This is a genomic window from Vibrio ichthyoenteri ATCC 700023, assembly GCF_000222605.1.
GTDB classification, from domain to species: domain Bacteria; phylum Pseudomonadota; class Gammaproteobacteria; order Enterobacterales; family Vibrionaceae; genus Vibrio; species Vibrio ichthyoenteri.
Genome location: NZ_AFWF01000038.1, coordinates 53,102 through 70,793, shown reverse-complemented (window position 1 = coordinate 70,793; position 17,692 = coordinate 53,102). Strand labels below are relative to the sequence as shown.

General features: G+C 45.2%; 15 protein-coding genes. 9 read left to right on the top strand and 6 right to left on the bottom strand.

The window, feature by feature from the left end:
* Positions 1–51 precede the first annotated feature (51 nt).
* From RH85_RS04275 to radD, 4 genes are all read right to left on the bottom strand, one after another.
* Positions 52–1,392, bottom strand: a complete 1,341-nt coding sequence (locus RH85_RS04275) for an ATP-binding protein (RefSeq protein WP_006710969.1) — start codon at positions 1,390–1,392, stop codon at positions 52–54.
* On the bottom strand, positions 1,382–2,041 hold the full coding sequence (locus RH85_RS04270; protein ID WP_006710968.1) for a response regulator transcription factor: 660 nt from the start codon (positions 2,039–2,041) through the stop codon (positions 1,382–1,384). Before RH85_RS04270 ends, RH85_RS04275 begins: the two co-directional genes overlap by 11 nt.
* Positions 2,042–2,045: 4 nt before the next feature.
* Positions 2,046–2,459: a PepSY domain-containing protein gene (locus RH85_RS04265; protein WP_006710967.1), complete on the bottom strand. Its 414-nt coding sequence runs from the start codon at positions 2,457–2,459 to the stop codon at positions 2,046–2,048.
* A gap of 98 nt (positions 2,460–2,557) precedes the next feature.
* Positions 2,558–4,300, bottom strand: a complete 1,743-nt coding sequence (radD, locus tag RH85_RS04260) for a DNA repair helicase RadD (protein ID WP_006710966.1) — start codon at positions 4,298–4,300, stop codon at positions 2,558–2,560.
* Between the two features lie 73 nt (positions 4,301–4,373).
* Here radD and rsuA point away from each other — a divergent pair, with 73 nt between their 5' ends.
* The 4 genes from rsuA (at position 4,374) to RH85_RS04240 (ending at position 8,416) form a co-directional block, all read left to right on the top strand.
* Positions 4,374–5,105, top strand: coding sequence for a 16S rRNA pseudouridine(516) synthase RsuA (rsuA, locus tag RH85_RS04255; protein WP_006710965.1), 732 nt, complete (start codon positions 4,374–4,376; stop codon positions 5,103–5,105).
* A gap of 211 nt (positions 5,106–5,316) precedes the next feature.
* Positions 5,317–6,519, top strand: coding sequence for a Bcr/CflA family multidrug efflux MFS transporter (locus RH85_RS04250; RefSeq protein WP_006710964.1), 1,203 nt, complete (start codon positions 5,317–5,319; stop codon positions 6,517–6,519).
* Positions 6,519–7,184, top strand: coding sequence for a DUF2913 family protein (locus tag RH85_RS04245; protein ID WP_006710963.1), 666 nt, complete (start codon positions 6,519–6,521; stop codon positions 7,182–7,184). Before RH85_RS04250 ends, RH85_RS04245 begins: the two co-directional genes overlap by 1 nt.
* Positions 7,185–7,453: 269 nt before the next feature.
* On the top strand, positions 7,454–8,416 hold the full coding sequence (locus tag RH85_RS04240; protein ID WP_006710962.1) for a hypothetical protein: 963 nt from the start codon (positions 7,454–7,456) through the stop codon (positions 8,414–8,416).
* 95 nt (positions 8,417–8,511) lie between these two features.
* On the opposite strand, the gene RH85_RS04235 is transcribed toward RH85_RS04240, so the two are convergent.
* Positions 8,512–9,177 (bottom strand): glutathione S-transferase, encoded by a 666-nt coding sequence (locus RH85_RS04235; RefSeq protein WP_006710961.1) that lies wholly within the window; start codon positions 9,175–9,177, stop codon positions 8,512–8,514.
* A 645-nt stretch (positions 9,178–9,822) separates the two neighbouring features.
* Here RH85_RS04235 and rnk point away from each other — a divergent pair.
* Positions 9,823–10,233, top strand: coding sequence for a nucleoside diphosphate kinase regulator (rnk, locus tag RH85_RS04230; protein WP_006710959.1), 411 nt, complete (start codon positions 9,823–9,825; stop codon positions 10,231–10,233).
* Positions 10,234–10,319: 86 nt separating this feature from the next.
* Here rnk and RH85_RS04225 read toward each other — a convergent pair whose 3' ends face one another.
* Positions 10,320–11,774, bottom strand: a complete 1,455-nt coding sequence (locus RH85_RS04225; protein WP_006710958.1) for a DUF2867 domain-containing protein — start codon at positions 11,772–11,774, stop codon at positions 10,320–10,322.
* Positions 11,775–11,918: 144 nt separating this feature from the next.
* Between RH85_RS04225 and RH85_RS04220 the strand changes: the two genes are divergently transcribed.
* The 4 genes from RH85_RS04220 (at position 11,919) to RH85_RS04205 (ending at position 17,639) form a co-directional block, all read left to right on the top strand.
* Positions 11,919–13,289, top strand: a complete 1,371-nt coding sequence (locus RH85_RS04220; RefSeq protein WP_006710957.1) for an MATE family efflux transporter — start codon at positions 11,919–11,921, stop codon at positions 13,287–13,289.
* Positions 13,290–13,411: 122 nt separating this feature from the next.
* A complete protein-coding gene (locus RH85_RS04215; RefSeq protein WP_006710956.1) occupies positions 13,412–14,083 on the top strand; it encodes an ABC transporter ATP-binding protein in 672 nt (223 codons plus the stop codon).
* The gene (locus RH85_RS04210) at positions 14,064–16,517 is read left to right on the top strand and encodes an ABC transporter permease (RefSeq protein ID WP_006710955.1); all 2,454 of its coding nucleotides are present in this window, start codon (positions 14,064–14,066) and stop codon (positions 16,515–16,517) included. The genes RH85_RS04215 and RH85_RS04210 overlap by 20 nt, the downstream gene beginning before the upstream one ends.
* Complete coding sequence (locus tag RH85_RS04205) at positions 16,518–17,639, top strand: lipocalin-like domain-containing protein (RefSeq protein WP_006710954.1); 1,122 nt, start codon at positions 16,518–16,520, stop codon at positions 17,637–17,639.
* Positions 17,640–17,692: the final 53 nt, after the last annotated feature.

Here is a 17,692-nt window from a genome sequence, read left to right as displayed (position 1 = left end):
TTTATCGGTAAGCCTTTTTGATTGAAAAAGCGTATTTGTCACAGTCGGTGTTTAATGGCTCAACTTCATTGTCAGAACGGCTTTTACACCACCCATCGCGCTGTGAGTTAGCGCCAAATTACCCCGATAACTGTGCACCATTTCACTCACGATGTTCAGTCCAAGGCCAGTGCCTGGAGTGGTTTCATCCAATCGCACGCCTCGTTTTACCACCTGTTCCAGTTGGTCGTCAGGAATCCCCGGACCATCATCTTCTACTATGATGCAGACATTTTCGTTATCGACCATTTTGGCATGAACACGAATGATCGAATTCGCCCATTTATAGCCATTTTCAAGTAAGTTACCTACCATTTCATCGAGATCAGTCGGATCGACTGATACCTCAAGTTCATCGTCAATTTCGTTGATGAGGGTGATCTCGCGCGTAGCGTAGACTTTATCGAATGCCATTGAAATGGCATCAATGCGCTCAGTAGGTGAGGCTTTCACCGACAAAATGTTTTTGGCTCCTGCCATACGAGCTCGGCCAAGGTGATAGTCAATTTGAGTTTGGATTTGATCAACCGGTGGCTGTAGCTTGGCTTTTAACTCTGGCTCACAGTGCTGAACTTCATTTTTTAGCACTGACAAGGGTGTTTTCAAAGCATGAGATAGATTACCGGCATGATGGCGGGCGCGCTCAAGCAGTTCTTGATAGTGGAACAGTAGTGCGTTGAGATCAGACACCAACGGTGAGATATCTTTTGGATAATCACCGCTAAGACTGGTTTTATCCCCACTGCGTAGTTCACTTAATTCCTTATGCATTTTTGTCAGCGGGCTTAATGACCATGCAATTTGAATTAAGATCACGGCCAGTACGCCAAAATAGAGTAGGGCGAGAATAACGCCAAGTTCACCCATTAATTTTTGTACGGTATCTTCAATCGGCTGCTCGTCGACGCCAACTAAGACGGTGATTGGGCCATCGTACTCAGGAAAATAAAGATTAGAGTGAACGAAAATAAGTTTTTCACCGCGCGCACCAAGCGCTTCGGTTTGCTTGTCTTTTAATTCAATATCACGATCCCACAACGAGCGAGAGCGTAATTGATGGTCTGCCGTGGAAGCGTACCAATAGAGTCCGCTGTATGGTTGAGAAAAGCGTGGATCGGAAAGTTGTGCACTAAGGGTGAGTTGGCCTGCTTTATCAACTTCCAAGTTGCCTGAAATCTCATCCATATACAGTGATAACTGCGATTTAGTATCGGTCACCATGTAATTGAATACTTGCGAAGGCACAGTCACACCAGCGGCGATGATCATCGCTGTCAGCCAGACAACAGCCGCTAGAACAAGGCGGCTTTTGAGGCTAAGTCGTTTAATAAACGGCAGCTTATTAATCGGCATTCAGCTGGTACCCTAAACCGCGTACGGTTTTGATAACGTTAGGCGCAATCTTTTTACGAATTCGGCCTATGAATACTTCGATGGTGTTGGAATCACGGTCGAAATCTTGTTTGTAGATATGTTCAACCAGTTCGGTTCTAGAAATGACTTTATCGGCATTATGCATAAAGTAGGCAACGACCTTATATTCAAGTGCCGTCAAGCTGATAGCTGATCCTTGCCACATCACCTTGGAGGTTCGGGTGTCAAGGCTGAGGTTACCCACTTGCATCACTGGTGAGGCATTACCAGAAGCACGACGAAGTTGCGCACGAATGCGTGCGGTTAACTCAACCATTTCAAACGGTTTAGTTAGGTAATCATCGGCGCCTGCGTTCAAGCCTTCAACACGTTGAGTGAGAGTGTCACGCGCGCTTAGTATCACCACCGGAGTGTTGATGTTCTCATCACGAATCCCTTTAAGGACGGTTAAACCGTCGATCTTTGGTAAGCCAAGATCTAGCACGATGACATCCCACTCTTCAGAGGTGGCTCGGTAGAGAGCATCAATGCCATCGGTAGACAGCTCAGGCACCCAGCCGGTTTGCTCTAGTGATTCGATAATTTGTTCGCCTAGACGAGGCTCGTCTTCCACTACCAGTATTTTCATTATTTTAATCTTCTGTTTTGAGGGCTTGCTTTAGATGTCGACCACGGATTTCGATCATTTCTAATGTCTGTGCATTGTATTCGACTTTGATGATATTGTTGTTGTAGTTAATCTTTAGCTCATAAATCCAAATATCATCGTCTTCTTCTAATTCTACTTTTATGATACGCCCGTGAATGTCGCGTTCGACCGCGGCATACATTTCAGAGAAGGGACGAATATAGCCTTTTTGTACCGCTTCATAGACTTCGTCTTGATCTTCTTCAAATTCAATTTTTGCGCCTGGTTTTTCCACATCACGCACTAATGCGTGACCGTCGTTATGTTTGTCACCATTGTGCCACGCAGCGTAGCTTGGCAATGAGAGTAGGGAGCACCCTGCCAAAGTGAGTAAACCGACGATGAGCTTTTTAAACATAGCGTTACCTTTGCGCAAATTCTTGTCGCTATTATAAATATTGAAACATGAACACAGCGTGAATCATACATAACCACACGGTGTCTGTGTTATTAGTATTAACCGTCGGTGAGTTCATCAGCAAAGATTTTATCGCGCATTTTCCAAAAACGTCCCACTTTACGCGCAATAACAAACTGCGGTGGTCGAAAACGATGTTGATTGGCAATGACTTTGCTCGGCGAGGATTCGATAAAAGGACGATGCTTATCGGCGAGGTGGGGTCGCACAAACTGCGCTAAAAACGTTTGCTTTTGCTTTGGTGTATTGAGGGACCAAAACTCGTGCACCGCGGCTTGGTTTTCCCCTCGATAGGTTACTTTGAGTTGGTTTTTTCCTTTGTCGTCTTTAAACAAGTTAAAGTCCATTTCAAGGCATTCATAGACCAAGGCATCTTTTAAGTTGAGCGCTTCTTTTAGCTTTTTATCGGGGTCTACCAAGGTGGCGTCACATTCGTGGCAAATACGTGCTGCGATATCATTGTCCGCCCCACATTCACCGCAATATTTGGCGCGGAAACGGTAGCCACAATGTTCGCGCTCTCCGGTATCTTCATCTTCAAAATAGCCTTGGCAGCGACGACCGAAATGCTCAATCAAAAAACCGTTGTTATCCAACTTGCCCCAAAAGTTGTTATTAAAACCACAGGCAGGGCAGGGAATGGTGATGATTTCGCTGTCTGAATCGGGTTTTGGATTGCCTACCTCCGGTTGATAGAGGTCGTAGCTATTGCCCGCATAGTCAAGCACTAAGCATTCGGTTTTTCCCGGAGACAAGCGTAAACCACGGCCAACAATTTGCTGATATAAGCTGACCGACTCGGTTGGGCGTAAAATGGCAATCAGATCAACGTGGGGGGCATCAAAGCCTGTAGTTAAAACTGACACGTTGACTAAGAATTTAATCTCACGCTGCTTAAAGCTTTGAATAATCGCATCACGTTCGGGAGTGGGCGTATCCCCAATCACGATCGCGGTTTGACCTGGTGGCAAAAGAGCAAAAATTTCTTGGGCGTGGCGCACGGTGGCAGCAAAGATCATGATGCCTTGTTTATCCGCGGAAAACTGAATGATTTGTTGCACGATTTGTGGTGTAGCGCGCTTTGCTTGGTCGATGACCATGTCCATTTCCGCTTCTTTATAGCGACCGGTGCTAGCGGGTTTTAGTTGTGAAAAGTCGTAGCTTAAAACCGGTGCATCCATCATTTTCGCGGGCGTGAGGAACTCTTCATCCAGCAAATAACGAATGGGCAACTCGAAAATACAATCACGAAAGAAGCGTGGCTCTTCACTGCGCACTTGGCCTCGGGTGTGGTATTGATAGATCCAGCCTACGCCTAAACGATATGGGGTCGCGGTTAAACCCAGCACTTTCATCCCGGGGTTAAGCTCCCGTAGATGAGAGATCACTTTTTGGTAGCTGGAGGTTTTTTCTTCCGGTACACGGTGACATTCATCAATCACCAACAGTGAAAACTGGTCTTTAAATTCATCCAGATTGCGCACCACGGATTGTACCGAAGCAAAAACCACTTGCTGGTCGGTCTCTTTACGCCCTAAACCTGCAGAAAAAATCGCGCCTTTGAGATCGTAACCTTCGTACTTGGCATGGTTTTGTTCAACCAGTTCTTTCACGTGTGCCATCACTAAAACTCGGCCTTTGGCAAGGCGTGCAAGTTCAGCAATCACTAAGCTTTTTCCCGCTCCGGTAGGCAGCACAATGACCGCAGGAGTGGTGTGTTTACGAAAGTAATGAATGACCGCTTTTACTGAGTCGGCTTGATAGGGGCGCAGGGTGTACATAAATTATGTGAAATAGCTCAACTATTTGTCTTAGGCGCACTATAATAGCGCAGCTAACAGAGATGAGGTATCTATGGCTCAAAATAAAGTGCAGCAAGAAAAAGCACGTTTAGACAAATTTTTATGCGACACGTTGGACGTGACACGCCGTGAAGCGACGATTCTAGTGAAACGTGGCGAAGTGACGATTGATGGTGAGATTTGTAAGATCACATCAGTAAAAGTGACCAATGAGAACGTGGTTATGTGGCAAGATCGCGAGCTTAAAATGCGCGGTCCTCGCTATATCATGCTATTCAAGCCGGATGGCTTTGTATGTTCACATGACGAAGGCGCTCATCCAACGGCACTGGCTTTGATCGACGACATTAAAAAAGAAGATTTGCATTTTGCTGGTCGTTTGGATGTGGATACCACAGGTTTAGTTTTGGTGACGGATGATGGCCAATGGTCTCACCGTATTACCGCACCTAAGCACAAATGTGAAAAAACCTACCGTGTTCTACTTGCTGACGCGATTGGTGATGATTATGCAGAAAAACTGGCGCAAGGTATTGAGCTTCGCAATGAGAAAGGCCTAACGGCACCGGCGAAACTTGAGATTGTTGATGCGGCAAACAATGAAGTTTTACTGACCATCACTGAAGGTAAATACCACCAAGTGAAACGTATGTTCGCAGCTTTAGGCAATAAAGTAGATGAACTGCACCGTGAGCGTATTGGCAGCATCGCACTGGATGAGAATCTAGAGCCAGGTGAATACCGCGATTTAACCCAAGCAGAAATTGATTCTATTTGGAAATAATCGGCTGTTTCGCAGTCAACATTTTGTTGAATGCGCTTCCTAGTGAGAAATAATACTCATCTTAGGAAATTATTTATTTCCTATTGAGAAGTAGTCTTTTGCGCTATTTTCAACGACGATAGATCAGATACCCTACGGATAGGTTTGTCTCAAACTCTGTTTGGTTGCAGCAAGGAGCGCTGCAGCGCAATCGCAACTGACTAGGAGACGTATGTCTGCCACTGCTTCACAATCCAATGCCCCACAAATCAATTTTCTATTATTTCTTGTCTTGGGTGCAATTGGCGCGTTAACACCGCTTGCTATTGATATGTATTTGCCAGCAATGCCAACCATTGCCCGTGATTTGGGGGTGGGTGCTGGTGAAGTCCAGATAACTCTCACGGCCTATACCGCAGGATTTGCAATAGGACAATTGTTCCATGGTCCGCTCGCCGACAGCTTTGGTCGCCGACCAGTTTTGATCCTAGGCGTATTGCTGTTTGGTATCGCGTCTGTGGTCAGTGCGACCACCAATGGCATTGATGCCTTAACTTGGGTTCGTACTGCGCAAGGTTTTGCTGGCGCTGCGGCGGCTGTGGTTATTCAGGCTGTAGTGCGTGACATGTTCGATCGTGAAGACTTCGCCCGCGCGATGTCTTTTGTAACCTTGGTGATCACCATTGCGCCTTTGATCGCGCCAATGATCGGTGGTTATTTAGCGATTTGGTTTGGTTGGCGTTCTATTTTTTGGGTATTAGCTGCGTTTGCGGCCATCGTTATCGTGTTGGTGTTGTGGAAAATTCCTGAAACCTTACCAACCGAAAATCGTCAGCCTTTACGTATCGCGACCACGCTGCGTAATTACGTCCGTTTGTGCCGTAACCCTGTTGCGATGGGTTTGGTGTTATCTGGTGCTTTTTCGTTTGCTGGCATGTTCGCCTTCTTGACTGGCGGCGCGTTCGTTTACATTGATATTTATGGTGTGAGGCCTGATCAGTTTGGTTACTTATTTGGCTTAAATATTGTTGCTATGATTATTATGACCAGCATCAATGGCCGATTGGTTAAAAAAGTTGGCTCTCACACTATGTTGCGCTTTGGTTTATGGGTTCAGTTGTTCGCTGGCATTGGTTTGTTTGCTGCGTGGATGATGGATCTTGGCTTATGGGGCATCGTGGTATTTGTTGTGCTCTTTATTGGCACAATTTCAACCATTGGTAGTAATGCGATGGGCTTACTACTGAGTGGTTATCCAACGATGGCAGGTACAGCGTCTTCATTAGCGGGTACACTGCGTTTTGGTATTGGTTCTATTATTGGCGGCGTTGTTGCTGCATTGCCAAATGGCGTAGCATGGCCAATGATAGTCGTAATGACGGCATGTTCACTGTTATCTGCCGCATTTTATTGGTTATACGGAAGAAAGGCTTAATGGCTGAATATACAGTTGAAATTCAAAAGTTGGTTAATGCAGCGTTGGAAGAAATCCATGCTGAGCATCAAGCAAAGAAGTTGGTTAATGCGCCGGTAGCAAACAACAATTTCTTGATTCGCTGGGTGACTAAATCATTAAAAGCCCAACGATTTCATCGCTGCGTAGTGAGTGACCTAACTCGTTGGCAAAAAGAGGGACGCACTAAAGGCAATGCCTCTAATTTGATGGCAACCTTTGAGCGTATCTCAGGTTTTTATGCGGAGTTTTTCCCTCAAGGTGAAGAGCAAAAAGCAGTCAAAGATAGCCAAATTAATCAGTTTCTCGACTTTATGGAAGAGAATGACTGGGAGGTTTCGACCTCTGAACCTTTAGTTGGTGTTGGTAAGGTACAAATCTTTATTGAAGGGCAAAACTCATTTGCTCTTTGTACCGAGCAATGCGATAGCTGTTTTGATGGCGAGCTAATGGTTAAACCAATGAACTGGTTTGTTCGAGGTAATCACGCTAAATTCATTGAACTAGCGGCAAATGCTGGCTTTATGCTGCATAAAGTGACCGATTATAAATCGAACGTGAAGTATCACGGCGAATACATAGTCTTCCCTAATAACTTAGGGACTCAATTGGCTGAAATTCCAAACAGTTTTGTTGTCAGCAAATAAGCGTAATCGTATCAAACGATAAAAAGAGCTTCCGTATGGAGGCTCTTTTTGTTTCTAGAGGTATATCGAATGATTGAAAGAACGTTATGATATTTTTTGTGTTACGTGAGGGCGCAAATTGAACCATCAGAGCAAATGATTTTAAAATGTTGTTTACCATGAGATTATTCATGTTCAACAACCCCTATTGTTCACTTGATGGCGCGTTGTACGGACAATGAAAAAACGGTCGTGATTTAATCTACTACAACATGATCCACTGAGTACGTATGAAAATAGCCGCTGAGTATTTGAAACGCTATGATGAGGTTGTCGCTGAACGTTTTAAGCGCTTTGGTGAGTATTACCCGTTTAGAACGTGGGATGAATTGCAAAAACATAATCACGATGTCTTTGATAAATATATTAAGGATATTCAATGTGATAAGAGAAAAACGACTAGGTATTTGGATACCTTGTCTGACTCACTTGATCCGTTTAGTTTTTATCTCGCTTTTCAGCAACGAGATTGCCAGTTATTGAACAATGCGTTGTATCAAAGCTCAAGAAGGCAGCTACTATCGAGCGCCATCACGGGCAGCGGGACTGATCACAGCATTTTTTATCATGCGCTTGTGACCGCTTTTGCTTGCAATGATTTTGCCGTGTTCAGTTCTTTTTTCCCCAAACAATTACCCTTTACTAAATACCCATTTTATAATTCTCCAGCGATGAACTTGATTAAAGTTATCTATTATCGCGAAGTAGAACAAGAATCGCCCGTGCTAGACAAAGCACAGAAATTCCTCAATAAAAAAAGCCCGGTTTTAGATAAAGCTGTTATTCAATATCTGATTGCTTTGCTTCAGCGTGATGCAGATATGGCCAGTCAGGCATTAGAGCTGGCTTGTGTCGGTTGGCAAAAATCCCGATTGATAGATCGACTAGGTAAGTGTTTTGCTGACCAAGTTCATGGGTTGTATTATTTTGCTAGATTTATTGTTCCTGACTTTTTTGCTCGGCTAACACGTCCGAATCATCGCTGTTTTTGCGCAGAGTTTGATGACTGGCAAATTGCCAATCATTACCCGAAAGGCGAGCTCTTTTATCACTATCCAGCACCGATGGCTGGCATCAATAACATTTTTGCTGCACAAATTCCCGATGTCTCTTTGATTGAATATAAGAAAAATAACTACTACAAAGATGAACAGACGTTTTTGCAAAATTTAGTCATTGCGGCGGCAAGTTAATGGCCGCGAGCAAATCGCGGTTCGTTCACTCCCATTACATTGGAAGCCGCTAGTTTTGCTGTTTCCCCTCTGGATTACCTAATTCAAATGAATCTCTAACCAAAATAAATGTCCTTATGGTTATCAAGCCAGAGTTCATGTTTTTCCATTACTTTTGAGAACATCCTACTTTGTAAGTAGTGGTTTAACCATGCTTGTAATTTAGGGTAGGGACTTTGTCTAAACCATTGCTTTTCGATGCGGGCGAACTTGCGCAGAAAGGGCAGAAACGCAATATCAACCAAGCTTTCTTGTTCAGCAAACAAAAACGCGTGCTGAGTTAATTTCGCTTCGAGTGATTGTAAATACACTTCACACGCCTGACGGCATTCAACTAAGTTGTCCTCATGATAGCGTTTCGCACAACTATAGGCGTTATAAGCGGGGATAAAGTCGGATTCAAAACGGGTAATTATATTGACCATCTCAACCAATGCGGAAGGCTGATCACTGCGTAGTAGGTTATGCTCATCGCGTTGGGATAACGCCCACAGCATTATCTCTAAACTCTCTTCGATTATCATCACGGTACTGTCATCATGCGTTTCCACCACTAATATCGGTACGCTGCCTTTCGGCGAGGTGATTAGCATTTGTGTGGGTTTGTTATTGAGCTTTACTGCCCGTATCAGCACCTTTTGCTCAGACTTGAATAGCGCGATACGAGCTCGTATTGCGTAAGGACAGTTTTGCAGTGAATAGAGTATTGGCGTTTTGTTCATGTCTCTTCATTTCCGTGAGCTTTCAAATATGAGCGTAGCGTTTTCAAGTTCATGCCAACAGTTCTTTTGCGAGAAATTCTCAAGCAAGCTGGCTTTGGCGACTTCGTTGGCTTTGATTTCAATTGCATGGTTACTCTTTACTAGCGTTATACACATAACCGTCATTGGATTGATGCTGCTCGCTCAGAACCTAGGAAAGCCAAGGCTAAAAAACAACTAAAGTATGGCGGAGTGATGTGATTTGCTCATTGGCGTATCGTTCAATCAGGTTGAGATTGATAACTAACCACTCAAACATCAAGTTGCTAAGGCTATGATGCTATTAAGGTAATGGGTTTCAACGCTTTGTTATCAGAGGTAAAAAGAATATTGCTGAAAATATCACTAAAAAAGAAAAGAGTTTAACTAACACTTGCCTTTTAATTCAATAGCTTAAAATAATTTGAAAATGCTGTTCGACCACTCATTTTTTAATCTTCAGATTTGCTTATTATTACGCAACTAGACACATTACGTCTTAGACAGTTCAGCTCAAACTATTTAGCCTCAAGACTTTGTTATACGAAGTCTTGAGGCGTTTTGTTTAGCGTCAGAATGTCTTGTAAGGAAGCACGTTAAACGTGTTTTTGTTGTATTGAGGACAGTATGAATATCAAACCTGAAATTACCCTTTCATCACTTGATGTAGATAGAATCTACAATTTGATTGAGTCGTTATCACGTAACAGCGTTTCAACGGAACAGCTGGAGCAAGAGCTTGAACGCGGCACCATTGTCGCGCCAGAGCAACTTCCGCCGAATGTGGTCACAATGAACTCGAGAGTGAAATTTGTTATTGAATCAAGCCAAAAAGAGTTTGAAATGACATTGGTTTATCCAAAAGATATGAATAATAGCCTTGAGAAGGTGTCGATTCTTGCTCCTATAGGCAGCGCATTGTTAGGCCTTTCGGTGGGCGACACGATTCAGTGGCCAAAACCTGATGGGATGCTGGTGAATGTCTCTATTATTGATGTGACGTATCAACCTGAGCGGGAAGGGCAATATTTGTTGTGATCTCGTTATGATGCCCAAGTTAATCACTTGGGCATTTTAGTTGCGCTTTTACTTTTGATAGGAGGTGAGGGGTAACAGGTCGCTGGTTATTTTGGCTCTTTGCTATTATGAGTATTGGCCTTGGCCTTACGCACAATGGCTTTGACCATGCCTTTAAAGATAAACAGGTGTGCGGGCATCATCGCAAACCAATAAAGCAGCCCTTTAAAACCTTGTGGGTGCCACCATGCCGTGATGTTAAGTAGGCGAGTGTCACCTTGATCGGTGATAGAGAACTCCAACCTTCCTAAGCCCGGCCCTTGCATACCAAATAGCAAGGACAAAAATTGATCTTGTTCACAGCGAATGACTTTCCAAGAATCGATATAATCACCGACTTTGAGTTCAGGGCCTTCTGGCGAGCGTCGAATCGGTTTACCTCCGCCAAAAAAGATATCAAGCCATTCTCGGGTACGCCATAAAGCATTGGCAAAGAAGTAGGGATCTTTTGGGTTACCAAGGGTTTTGACGACTTGCCATAGTTGCTCGGCACTTAATTTCGTTTCGATACTGGCGCCGGTTTGTTTGGGATAATATCCGTATCCTGCTTGCCAGCGATTCAACGCTGCAGGATCAAAGCCCCATACGTTACTGCGAACAAATTTCCCTTCTTGCTCAATACTGGTTGTGACCATTGCTTCAAATGAAATCATCGCTTGTGGAAAACGCGCTTCAAGTTGCGATGAGTCGGCGATAAAGTCATGCTCTAGCCCTGCTAACAACGCGGAACCAATACTGGCTGGAACTGAGGTCACCATACCTAACCAGTATGAAGCCATTTTGGGTGTGAGTAGCGATGTGGCATAAAGGCGATAAGGCTGGTGGCTGGCCTGACAGATCACTTTGAACTGCTCACGGTATGAGAGTAAATCAGGTCCTCCGGCCTCGTAAATCTGATGTTCATCGCTGAGGTTTTCTGCCAGTTGTAGCAAGTAATAGTTGATGTTTTCGAGTGCGATCGGGTTGGCTTGAGAATCGACCCATTTGGGGGTGATTAACACGGGTAGGTTGTAAACGAAATCTCGCATAATTTCGAAGGCCGCAGAGCCCGGGCCAATAATAACACCTGCGCGAATCTCGATAATCGGGACGCCACTTTTACGTAAGATGTCGCCTGTCATTTTTCGCGCGAGTAAATGCTCGGAATTGCCGGTTTGCGGCTGGATTGCGCTAAGGTAAATCACCTGTTGTACATGGCTGCGTTCTAGCGCGGCCTTAAAGTTCTCGGCTAACGACACTTCATACTCAATGAAGTCATGCCCTTGTGCCATGCCGTGCACTAAAAAATAAACCAAATCAAATTGGCAGACGAGAGCTTGCGTCGCTTCTGCATCGGCAAGATCGAGGTAACAGAGCTCAAGATTCGGTCGCGGTATCGTTCGTGCGCTGAGGTAGTCGACCTGTCGCGCTGCGGCAGTGACGGCGTAACCTTTATCACATAGTTTGGCCAGTAACTGGGAGCCGATATAACCAGAGGCGCCAAGCACCAATACTTTCTTCATAAAAATCGCCACCCGTTCTCACTGTTAGCAAAAGATATCTGTTTGTTTTTAATTGAGTATATAATGAGCTGCTCAATTGGCAATCATGCCGCACTTAAATTGTCGAGGCTGTTCTTGGCGGTGCGTTTCTAGAGGCTTAATCCTGTGTTTTCTCAAGTGCTACTCCATACCCGTGGGGATTTCCTACGCCGCTTAATTGCCATCGTTTTGCCAATCACCTTGCAGAGTATTATGTTCTCTAGCCGCAGCCTAGTTGATGTGTTGATGTTAGGGCAATTGGGTGAAGCGGAGATAGCGGCGGTAGGAGTGGCGGCAAGAGCGACGTTTGTTACTACGATTATGTTGGTTGGCGTCACCACTGGTGGTGCGATGCTAACTGCGCAATATTGGGGCGCAAATGACAAGCAAGGTGTGCGGGAAAGCACCGCGTTAACCTGGTTTATCGCCATGATTTTTGCCTGCTTCGCGGTGGCGCTATTTGTTTTTTTTCCTCAGCAAATTATGGGACTCACGACCGATTCCGTGCTTATCAAGCAGCTTGGCAGTGAGTATTTAGTGATCTCGTCAGTGACGATGCTCGCTGTCGGCTGTGTCGCGAGTATGGCTGTGGGGCTTCGCGCGATCCATCAGCCTGGTTTAAGTACCACATTTAGCGGTATCGGTATCCTTTCCAACATTTTTCTCAACTGGGTGCTGATCTTTGGTAAGTTCGGTGTCCCTGCGATGGGGATTAAAGGTGCGGCAATCGCCACAGTATTGAGTGGTGCGATTGAAGTCGCGACTCTGTTTGGTTATCTGCATTTTAAAAAGCATTTATTAGCATTTAAGTTGGCCGATATTCAAGCCACATTGCGCCTTGATAAGGTGCGCCGTTTCTTGAAGCTTTCGATGCCAATGACGCTCAATTTTCTCGCTTGGGCTGGCGGATTATTTGCGTATCACGCCATTATGGGGCAATCGGGGGTGCAAGGGTTGGCTGCCTTGTCGGTAATGACGCCGATCGAGTCTATCTCGCTGGCTCTGCTGATTGGCATGTCGAATGCCGCTGCGGTTTTGATCGGCAACCAGATTGGCGCTAAGAAATACGATGAGGCTTATTATCAAGCGATCGGGATTACGATTCTGAGTGTGATGGTGGCGATTGTTGTTTCGATTGCGCTGTTTTTAAGCCGAGATTTGGTGCTCAATTCTTTCAGTGCATTAAGCGATGAAACTCGAGCATTGGCTGACAAGTTTATCATCATTTTAAGCATCGGTTTGATTGTTCGCTGCGTTCCGATGACGACGATTGTGGGTGTGCTGAGAGCCGGTGGAGACGTTAAATTTTGTCTCTATCAAGACATTATTGCTCAATGGATGATTGGTATCCCGTTAGCGGCACTGGCAGCTATCTATTGGGGCTGGCCTCCAGAAGCCGTGTACTTATTGTTTTTAACCGAAGAGGTGATCAAGTGGGGTGGGTCGCTTTACCGAGTACGAAGTAAGAAATGGTTACGAAATTTGATTGAAAATTAGAGATATGACGCTAAGTTATTGTGTTTTGATGCATATGTTGTGAGCTGTCATGCAAAATGCTTCCTACTGAAGGCGTATTAGTGTAGATTCACACTCCTGTTTTTTTCTTCTTCGAGCGACAAATGTTACGACTATCAGACCTGTGCAAAGGCTACGTGGATGGGGGCGAATTTCACCCTGTTTTACAAGGCGCTGAATTGTCGTTACATCAAGGTCAACAAGTGGCGTTAATGGGTGAAAGTGGTTCTGGAAAAAGTACCCTTTTGAACCTAATTGCCGGCCTAGATACGGTTGACTCGGGCGAAATCGAATTCCCGAACTTCATGATGCAAAATGAATCGGAAAGTAAACGTACCGCTTATCGCCGCAGCAATATTGGTCTTATCTTCCAACAGTTTAACCTGCTACCTACCTTGAATGTTGCTGATAATATCCGCTTCTGTCGCCAGCTAAAAGGTTTGCCAGAAGATCAAGGATTATGGCGTCAGATCCTGTCTGCTTTGGATTTAATGCCGCTACTTGGTCGTTATCCCGAAGAAGTCTCCGGTGGCCAACAACAACGTGCTGCGATAGCTCGTGCTTTGTATATGGAGCCGAAACTGCTGCTTGCCGATGAACCTACTGGTAGTTTGGATGAACGTAACGCCGAAGCGGTAATGCGCTTGCTTACGTCATTGACCCGTCAATTAGAGTGTACTTTGTTACTAGTGACGCACAGTGAAAAAGTGGCACTGCATATGGAAGGACGAATCCGTCTTCAAGGAGGACAACTTCATGTTATGGCCCGTAGTTAAAGCACTGCTCGGCCACTACAGACGTTACCCTTTTCAAATCCTTCTTGTCTGGCTTGGCTTAACTTTAGGCGTCTCTCTACTGGTTGGAGTGACGGCAATTAATGAACATGCGCGCGAAAGTTATGCGCATGGTGAACAACTTTTTTCTAATCCTTTACCTTATCGAATTCGTCCTAAACACACGACCAATCAAATTCCTCAGGGGTATTATATTCAACTGCGCCGTGAAGGATTTAATCAATGCGCGCCGTTTACTAACCTACGAGTTAACACTGCTGACAATACCGATCTAATGCTTATCGGTATTGATCCAATTGCGTTGTTGCAACTTCAACCAGGGGTGAATTTAAAAGATCTCACCACCTTAGGTTTAATGAACCCGCCTTATCCCGTTTTAGTGAGCAGTGATCTTGCAAGCCATATGGATTGGAGTGATGGTGATTTCATTCATCTTGATGATGGTAGCGAGCTTGGGCCACTGGTTGTTGATAGAGATAATCGCCTAAACGGTACGCGCATTATTGCTGATATGGCGTTGATCCGTATGTTAGAGCGCAGCTCTGGTATTTCTACGATTGCCTGTGGCGATATGCCGCCAGAAAAATTAGAGAAGTTAAAAGCCAATTTACCGAATGGTTTGGCGCTAGCTCGTAGCTCACGCGCGGAGCTAGAATCACTGACGCAAGCTTTTCACATGAACCTCAGCGCGATGGGGATGCTTGCGTTCTTGGTTGGCTTGTTTATTTTCTATCAAGCAATGTCCCTGTCATTGACTCAACGTCAGCCGCTGGTGGGCATTTTGCGTCAGACAGGTGTGTCAGGCTGGCAATTAACTCAGGCGATGTTACTCGAATTGCTCGCGCTGGTTTTGATTAGCTGGCTTTGTGGCAATGTGCTTGGCATGATTTTAGCCAATCAGTTGATCCCAAGCGTATCGGCTAGCTTAGGTGATCTTTATGATGCGAATGTTGGCCTTGCCATTAGTTGGAATTGGAAATCGAGTTATGTCAGCTTAGGCATGACACTGTTAGGCGCTCTTGCTTCTTGTGCATGGCCTTTAGTACGTTTATTGCGTGCGCAGCCAATTCGTTTAACCACACGTTTATCGCTACTGCGTTTTACTGGAACCGAGTTTTCTATCCAAGCGCTAATTGCGTGTGCGCTGTGTGTGGCGGCAGTGGCTATCTATCAGGCCCCGCAAACTCAAGAGACCGGTTTTACGATTATTGCCTTGATGCTGTTGAGTGTGGCGCTATTCACTCCGTTTTTGCTATGGCGTGTCTTTATTAGCTTTAGCTACTCGATGCGCTGGGTAAAAGTGCGTTGGTTCTTTTCTGATGCAGCGGCAAGTATGAGTTATCGCGGTGTCGCAACCATGGCCTTTATGTTGGCGATGGCGGCGAATATTGGTGTGGAAACGATGGTCGGTAGCTTCCGTGACACTACAGATAAATGGTTAAGTCAGCGTTTGGCTGCCGATATCTATATTTATCCGAACAGCAGTTCCGCCGCTCGCTTAAGCACTTGGCTTGATCGCCAACCTGAAGTGAAATCGGTTTGGTGGCGCTGGGAGAAAGAGACGGTAACTCCGAATGGTGCGCTGCAAGTTGTCAGTACCGGCCCATCAGAAGGTGAATTGGCTGCATTGACAGTCAAGATAGGTGTGCCGAACTATTGGTATCATTTACACCATTCTAAAGGGGTGATGATCAGTGAGTCGATGGCGCTTAAACTCAATATGCGTCCAGGCGATTACATAAATTTGTATGGCAAGCTCGGTCAAGGTTGGCAAGTCGTTGGCGTCTATTACGACTATGGTAATCCGTATAATCAAGTATTGTTGTCGCATCGCAACTGGCTTTATTCTTACGCGGGCAGCGGCACAGTCGCGCTGGGAGCGGTATTAAATGAAGATGTCAGTTCGGTTGGATTAAAGCGTCGCATGGAGTCCGTGTTTAGGCTCAATTCAGAACGTATATTCGATAATAGCAGTATTCATAAACAAGCAATGCGGGTGTTCGATCGTACATTCTCTATTGCCGATACCTTGGGTAACATTACCTTAGTTATTGCCGTGTTTGGTATCTTCTTCTCAACTGTTGCAGGGGAGGTTTCTCGTCAGCGGCATATCTCTTTACTGCGTTGCTTGGGGATGTCGGGCAAAGAGCTCATCTTGATGGGTAGCTTGCAGTTGTTCGTCTTTGGCGCGATTTCCGTCATTATTGCGATGCCGCTTGGTTTGATGTTGGCCCATTTGGTGGTCGATATCATCATTAAGCAGTCGTTTGGTTGGACATTAGAGTTGCAATTTATTCCATACGAATACATCAATACCGTGGCTTTGGCGATGTTATCACTGGTGCTTGCTGGTGCGATGCCTGTCTTGCGTTTGGTGCGCAACACCCCGATGAAATCGCTAAGGGATGCATTGTAAATGAAGAGTTCAAAGTCATTTAAATCACTATTGGCCTCACTGCTATTTGTGTTGGTGATGGGCTTGGCTATTTGGGGTGTGTATCATCACTATTATGCTGAGCGTTCATCGCTAAAAAATCATGAAGTGACGATGTTGCAACACCGTGGGCCACAGGTTTTTGAGCCCGTCCTGCCAGATGCGCCGGTGGTGTTGCCTCGTGATTTTGGTTTTCATAATGAATATCAACATGGCTGGTGGCATTTTTTTGCTAATGTTCAAGATCGCGCGGGTCATCGTTATGGTATTCAGTGGAGTTATTTCCGTGTTAGCAGCAGCGAGCGAGAACGCGCGGGCTGGCAAAGTCCTCAGCTTTATATCGCGCATGTGGTTATTTCTGATGGTCGCAATGTTTGGAAAGAACAGCGTCTATCTCGCGGTGGAATAGGGCAAGCGGGGATGAACGTCAATCCGTTTAAAATATGGATTGATAATTGGGTATGGGATTCATCAGGCAGCACGCCATTTCCCGGAGAGCTCAATGCCAGTTCAGATTCTTTCGATTTAACCTTGCGAACCAGTGCTTCAGGTCCTTTTGTACTGCCTGGTGATCGTGGCTATGTGGTGAAGCATGATCTTCAGACGTTGGCGTCACTTAACTTCACCGTCCCTTTTGTGGATGTAGCGGGAAAAATCAGCTTAGATGGTAAGGATAGCTTCCGAGTGTCCGGCGAAGGTTGGATGAGTAAAGAGTGGGGCAGCGGTTTGTTGGCGGAAGGTCAGCAAGGTTGGGATTGGTTCATTTTCCATCTTGATGATGAAACGACTCTTTCTGTGAATCGCTATCGCCATCGAAGACAGGCGCCATTTGTGTTTGGTACACTGGCGACCAATGATGGAAAAGTCATCAATCTCGATGCTTCTCAGATTTCAGTGGTACCACTGCAGCCAACTTTGTTTACTAATCAGAAACGTATTCCTTTGCAATGGGTGATCAACGTTGCCGATTACGATATTAACCTGACAACTCAAGTGTTGAACGAGGACATGTGGCTACCTTTTGTGGTGCCATATTGGGAAGGACCAATCTCAACCACGGGCAGTCATGAAAGTGTTGGCTTTATGCAGTTAGCAGGTTATTGATTATTATCTGATTTTCAGAATATAATGCCGAAAAGCGCGTTGTTTCACATTTG

Coding starts and splice junctions, on each gene's coding strand:
- RH85_RS04275 (WP_006710969.1), bottom strand. CDS start 1,392: ATGCCGATTAATAAGCTGCCGTTTATTAAACGACTTAGCCTCAAAAGC.
- RH85_RS04270 (WP_006710968.1), bottom strand. CDS start 2,041: ATGAAAATACTGGTAGTGGAAGACGAGCCTCGTCTAGGCGAACAAATT.
- RH85_RS04265 (WP_006710967.1), bottom strand. CDS start 2,459: ATGTTTAAAAAGCTCATCGTCGGTTTACTCACTTTGGCAGGGTGCTCC.
- radD (WP_006710966.1), bottom strand. CDS start 4,300: ATGTACACCCTGCGCCCCTATCAAGCCGACTCAGTAAAAGCGGTCATT.
- rsuA (WP_006710965.1), top strand. CDS start 4,374: ATGGCTCAAAATAAAGTGCAGCAAGAAAAAGCACGTTTAGACAAATTT.
- RH85_RS04250 (WP_006710964.1), top strand. CDS start 5,317: ATGTCTGCCACTGCTTCACAATCCAATGCCCCACAAATCAATTTTCTA.
- RH85_RS04245 (WP_006710963.1), top strand. CDS start 6,519: ATGGCTGAATATACAGTTGAAATTCAAAAGTTGGTTAATGCAGCGTTG.
- RH85_RS04240 (WP_006710962.1), top strand. CDS start 7,454: ATGAAAATAGCCGCTGAGTATTTGAAACGCTATGATGAGGTTGTCGCT.
- RH85_RS04235 (WP_006710961.1), bottom strand. CDS start 9,177: ATGAACAAAACGCCAATACTCTATTCACTGCAAAACTGTCCTTACGCA.
- rnk (WP_006710959.1), top strand. CDS start 9,823: ATGAATATCAAACCTGAAATTACCCTTTCATCACTTGATGTAGATAGA.
- RH85_RS04225 (WP_006710958.1), bottom strand. CDS start 11,774: ATGAAGAAAGTATTGGTGCTTGGCGCCTCTGGTTATATCGGCTCCCAG.
- RH85_RS04215 (WP_006710956.1), top strand. CDS start 13,412: ATGTTACGACTATCAGACCTGTGCAAAGGCTACGTGGATGGGGGCGAA.
- RH85_RS04210 (WP_006710955.1), top strand. CDS start 14,064: ATGTTATGGCCCGTAGTTAAAGCACTGCTCGGCCACTACAGACGTTAC.
- RH85_RS04205 (WP_006710954.1), top strand. CDS start 16,518: ATGAAGAGTTCAAAGTCATTTAAATCACTATTGGCCTCACTGCTATTT.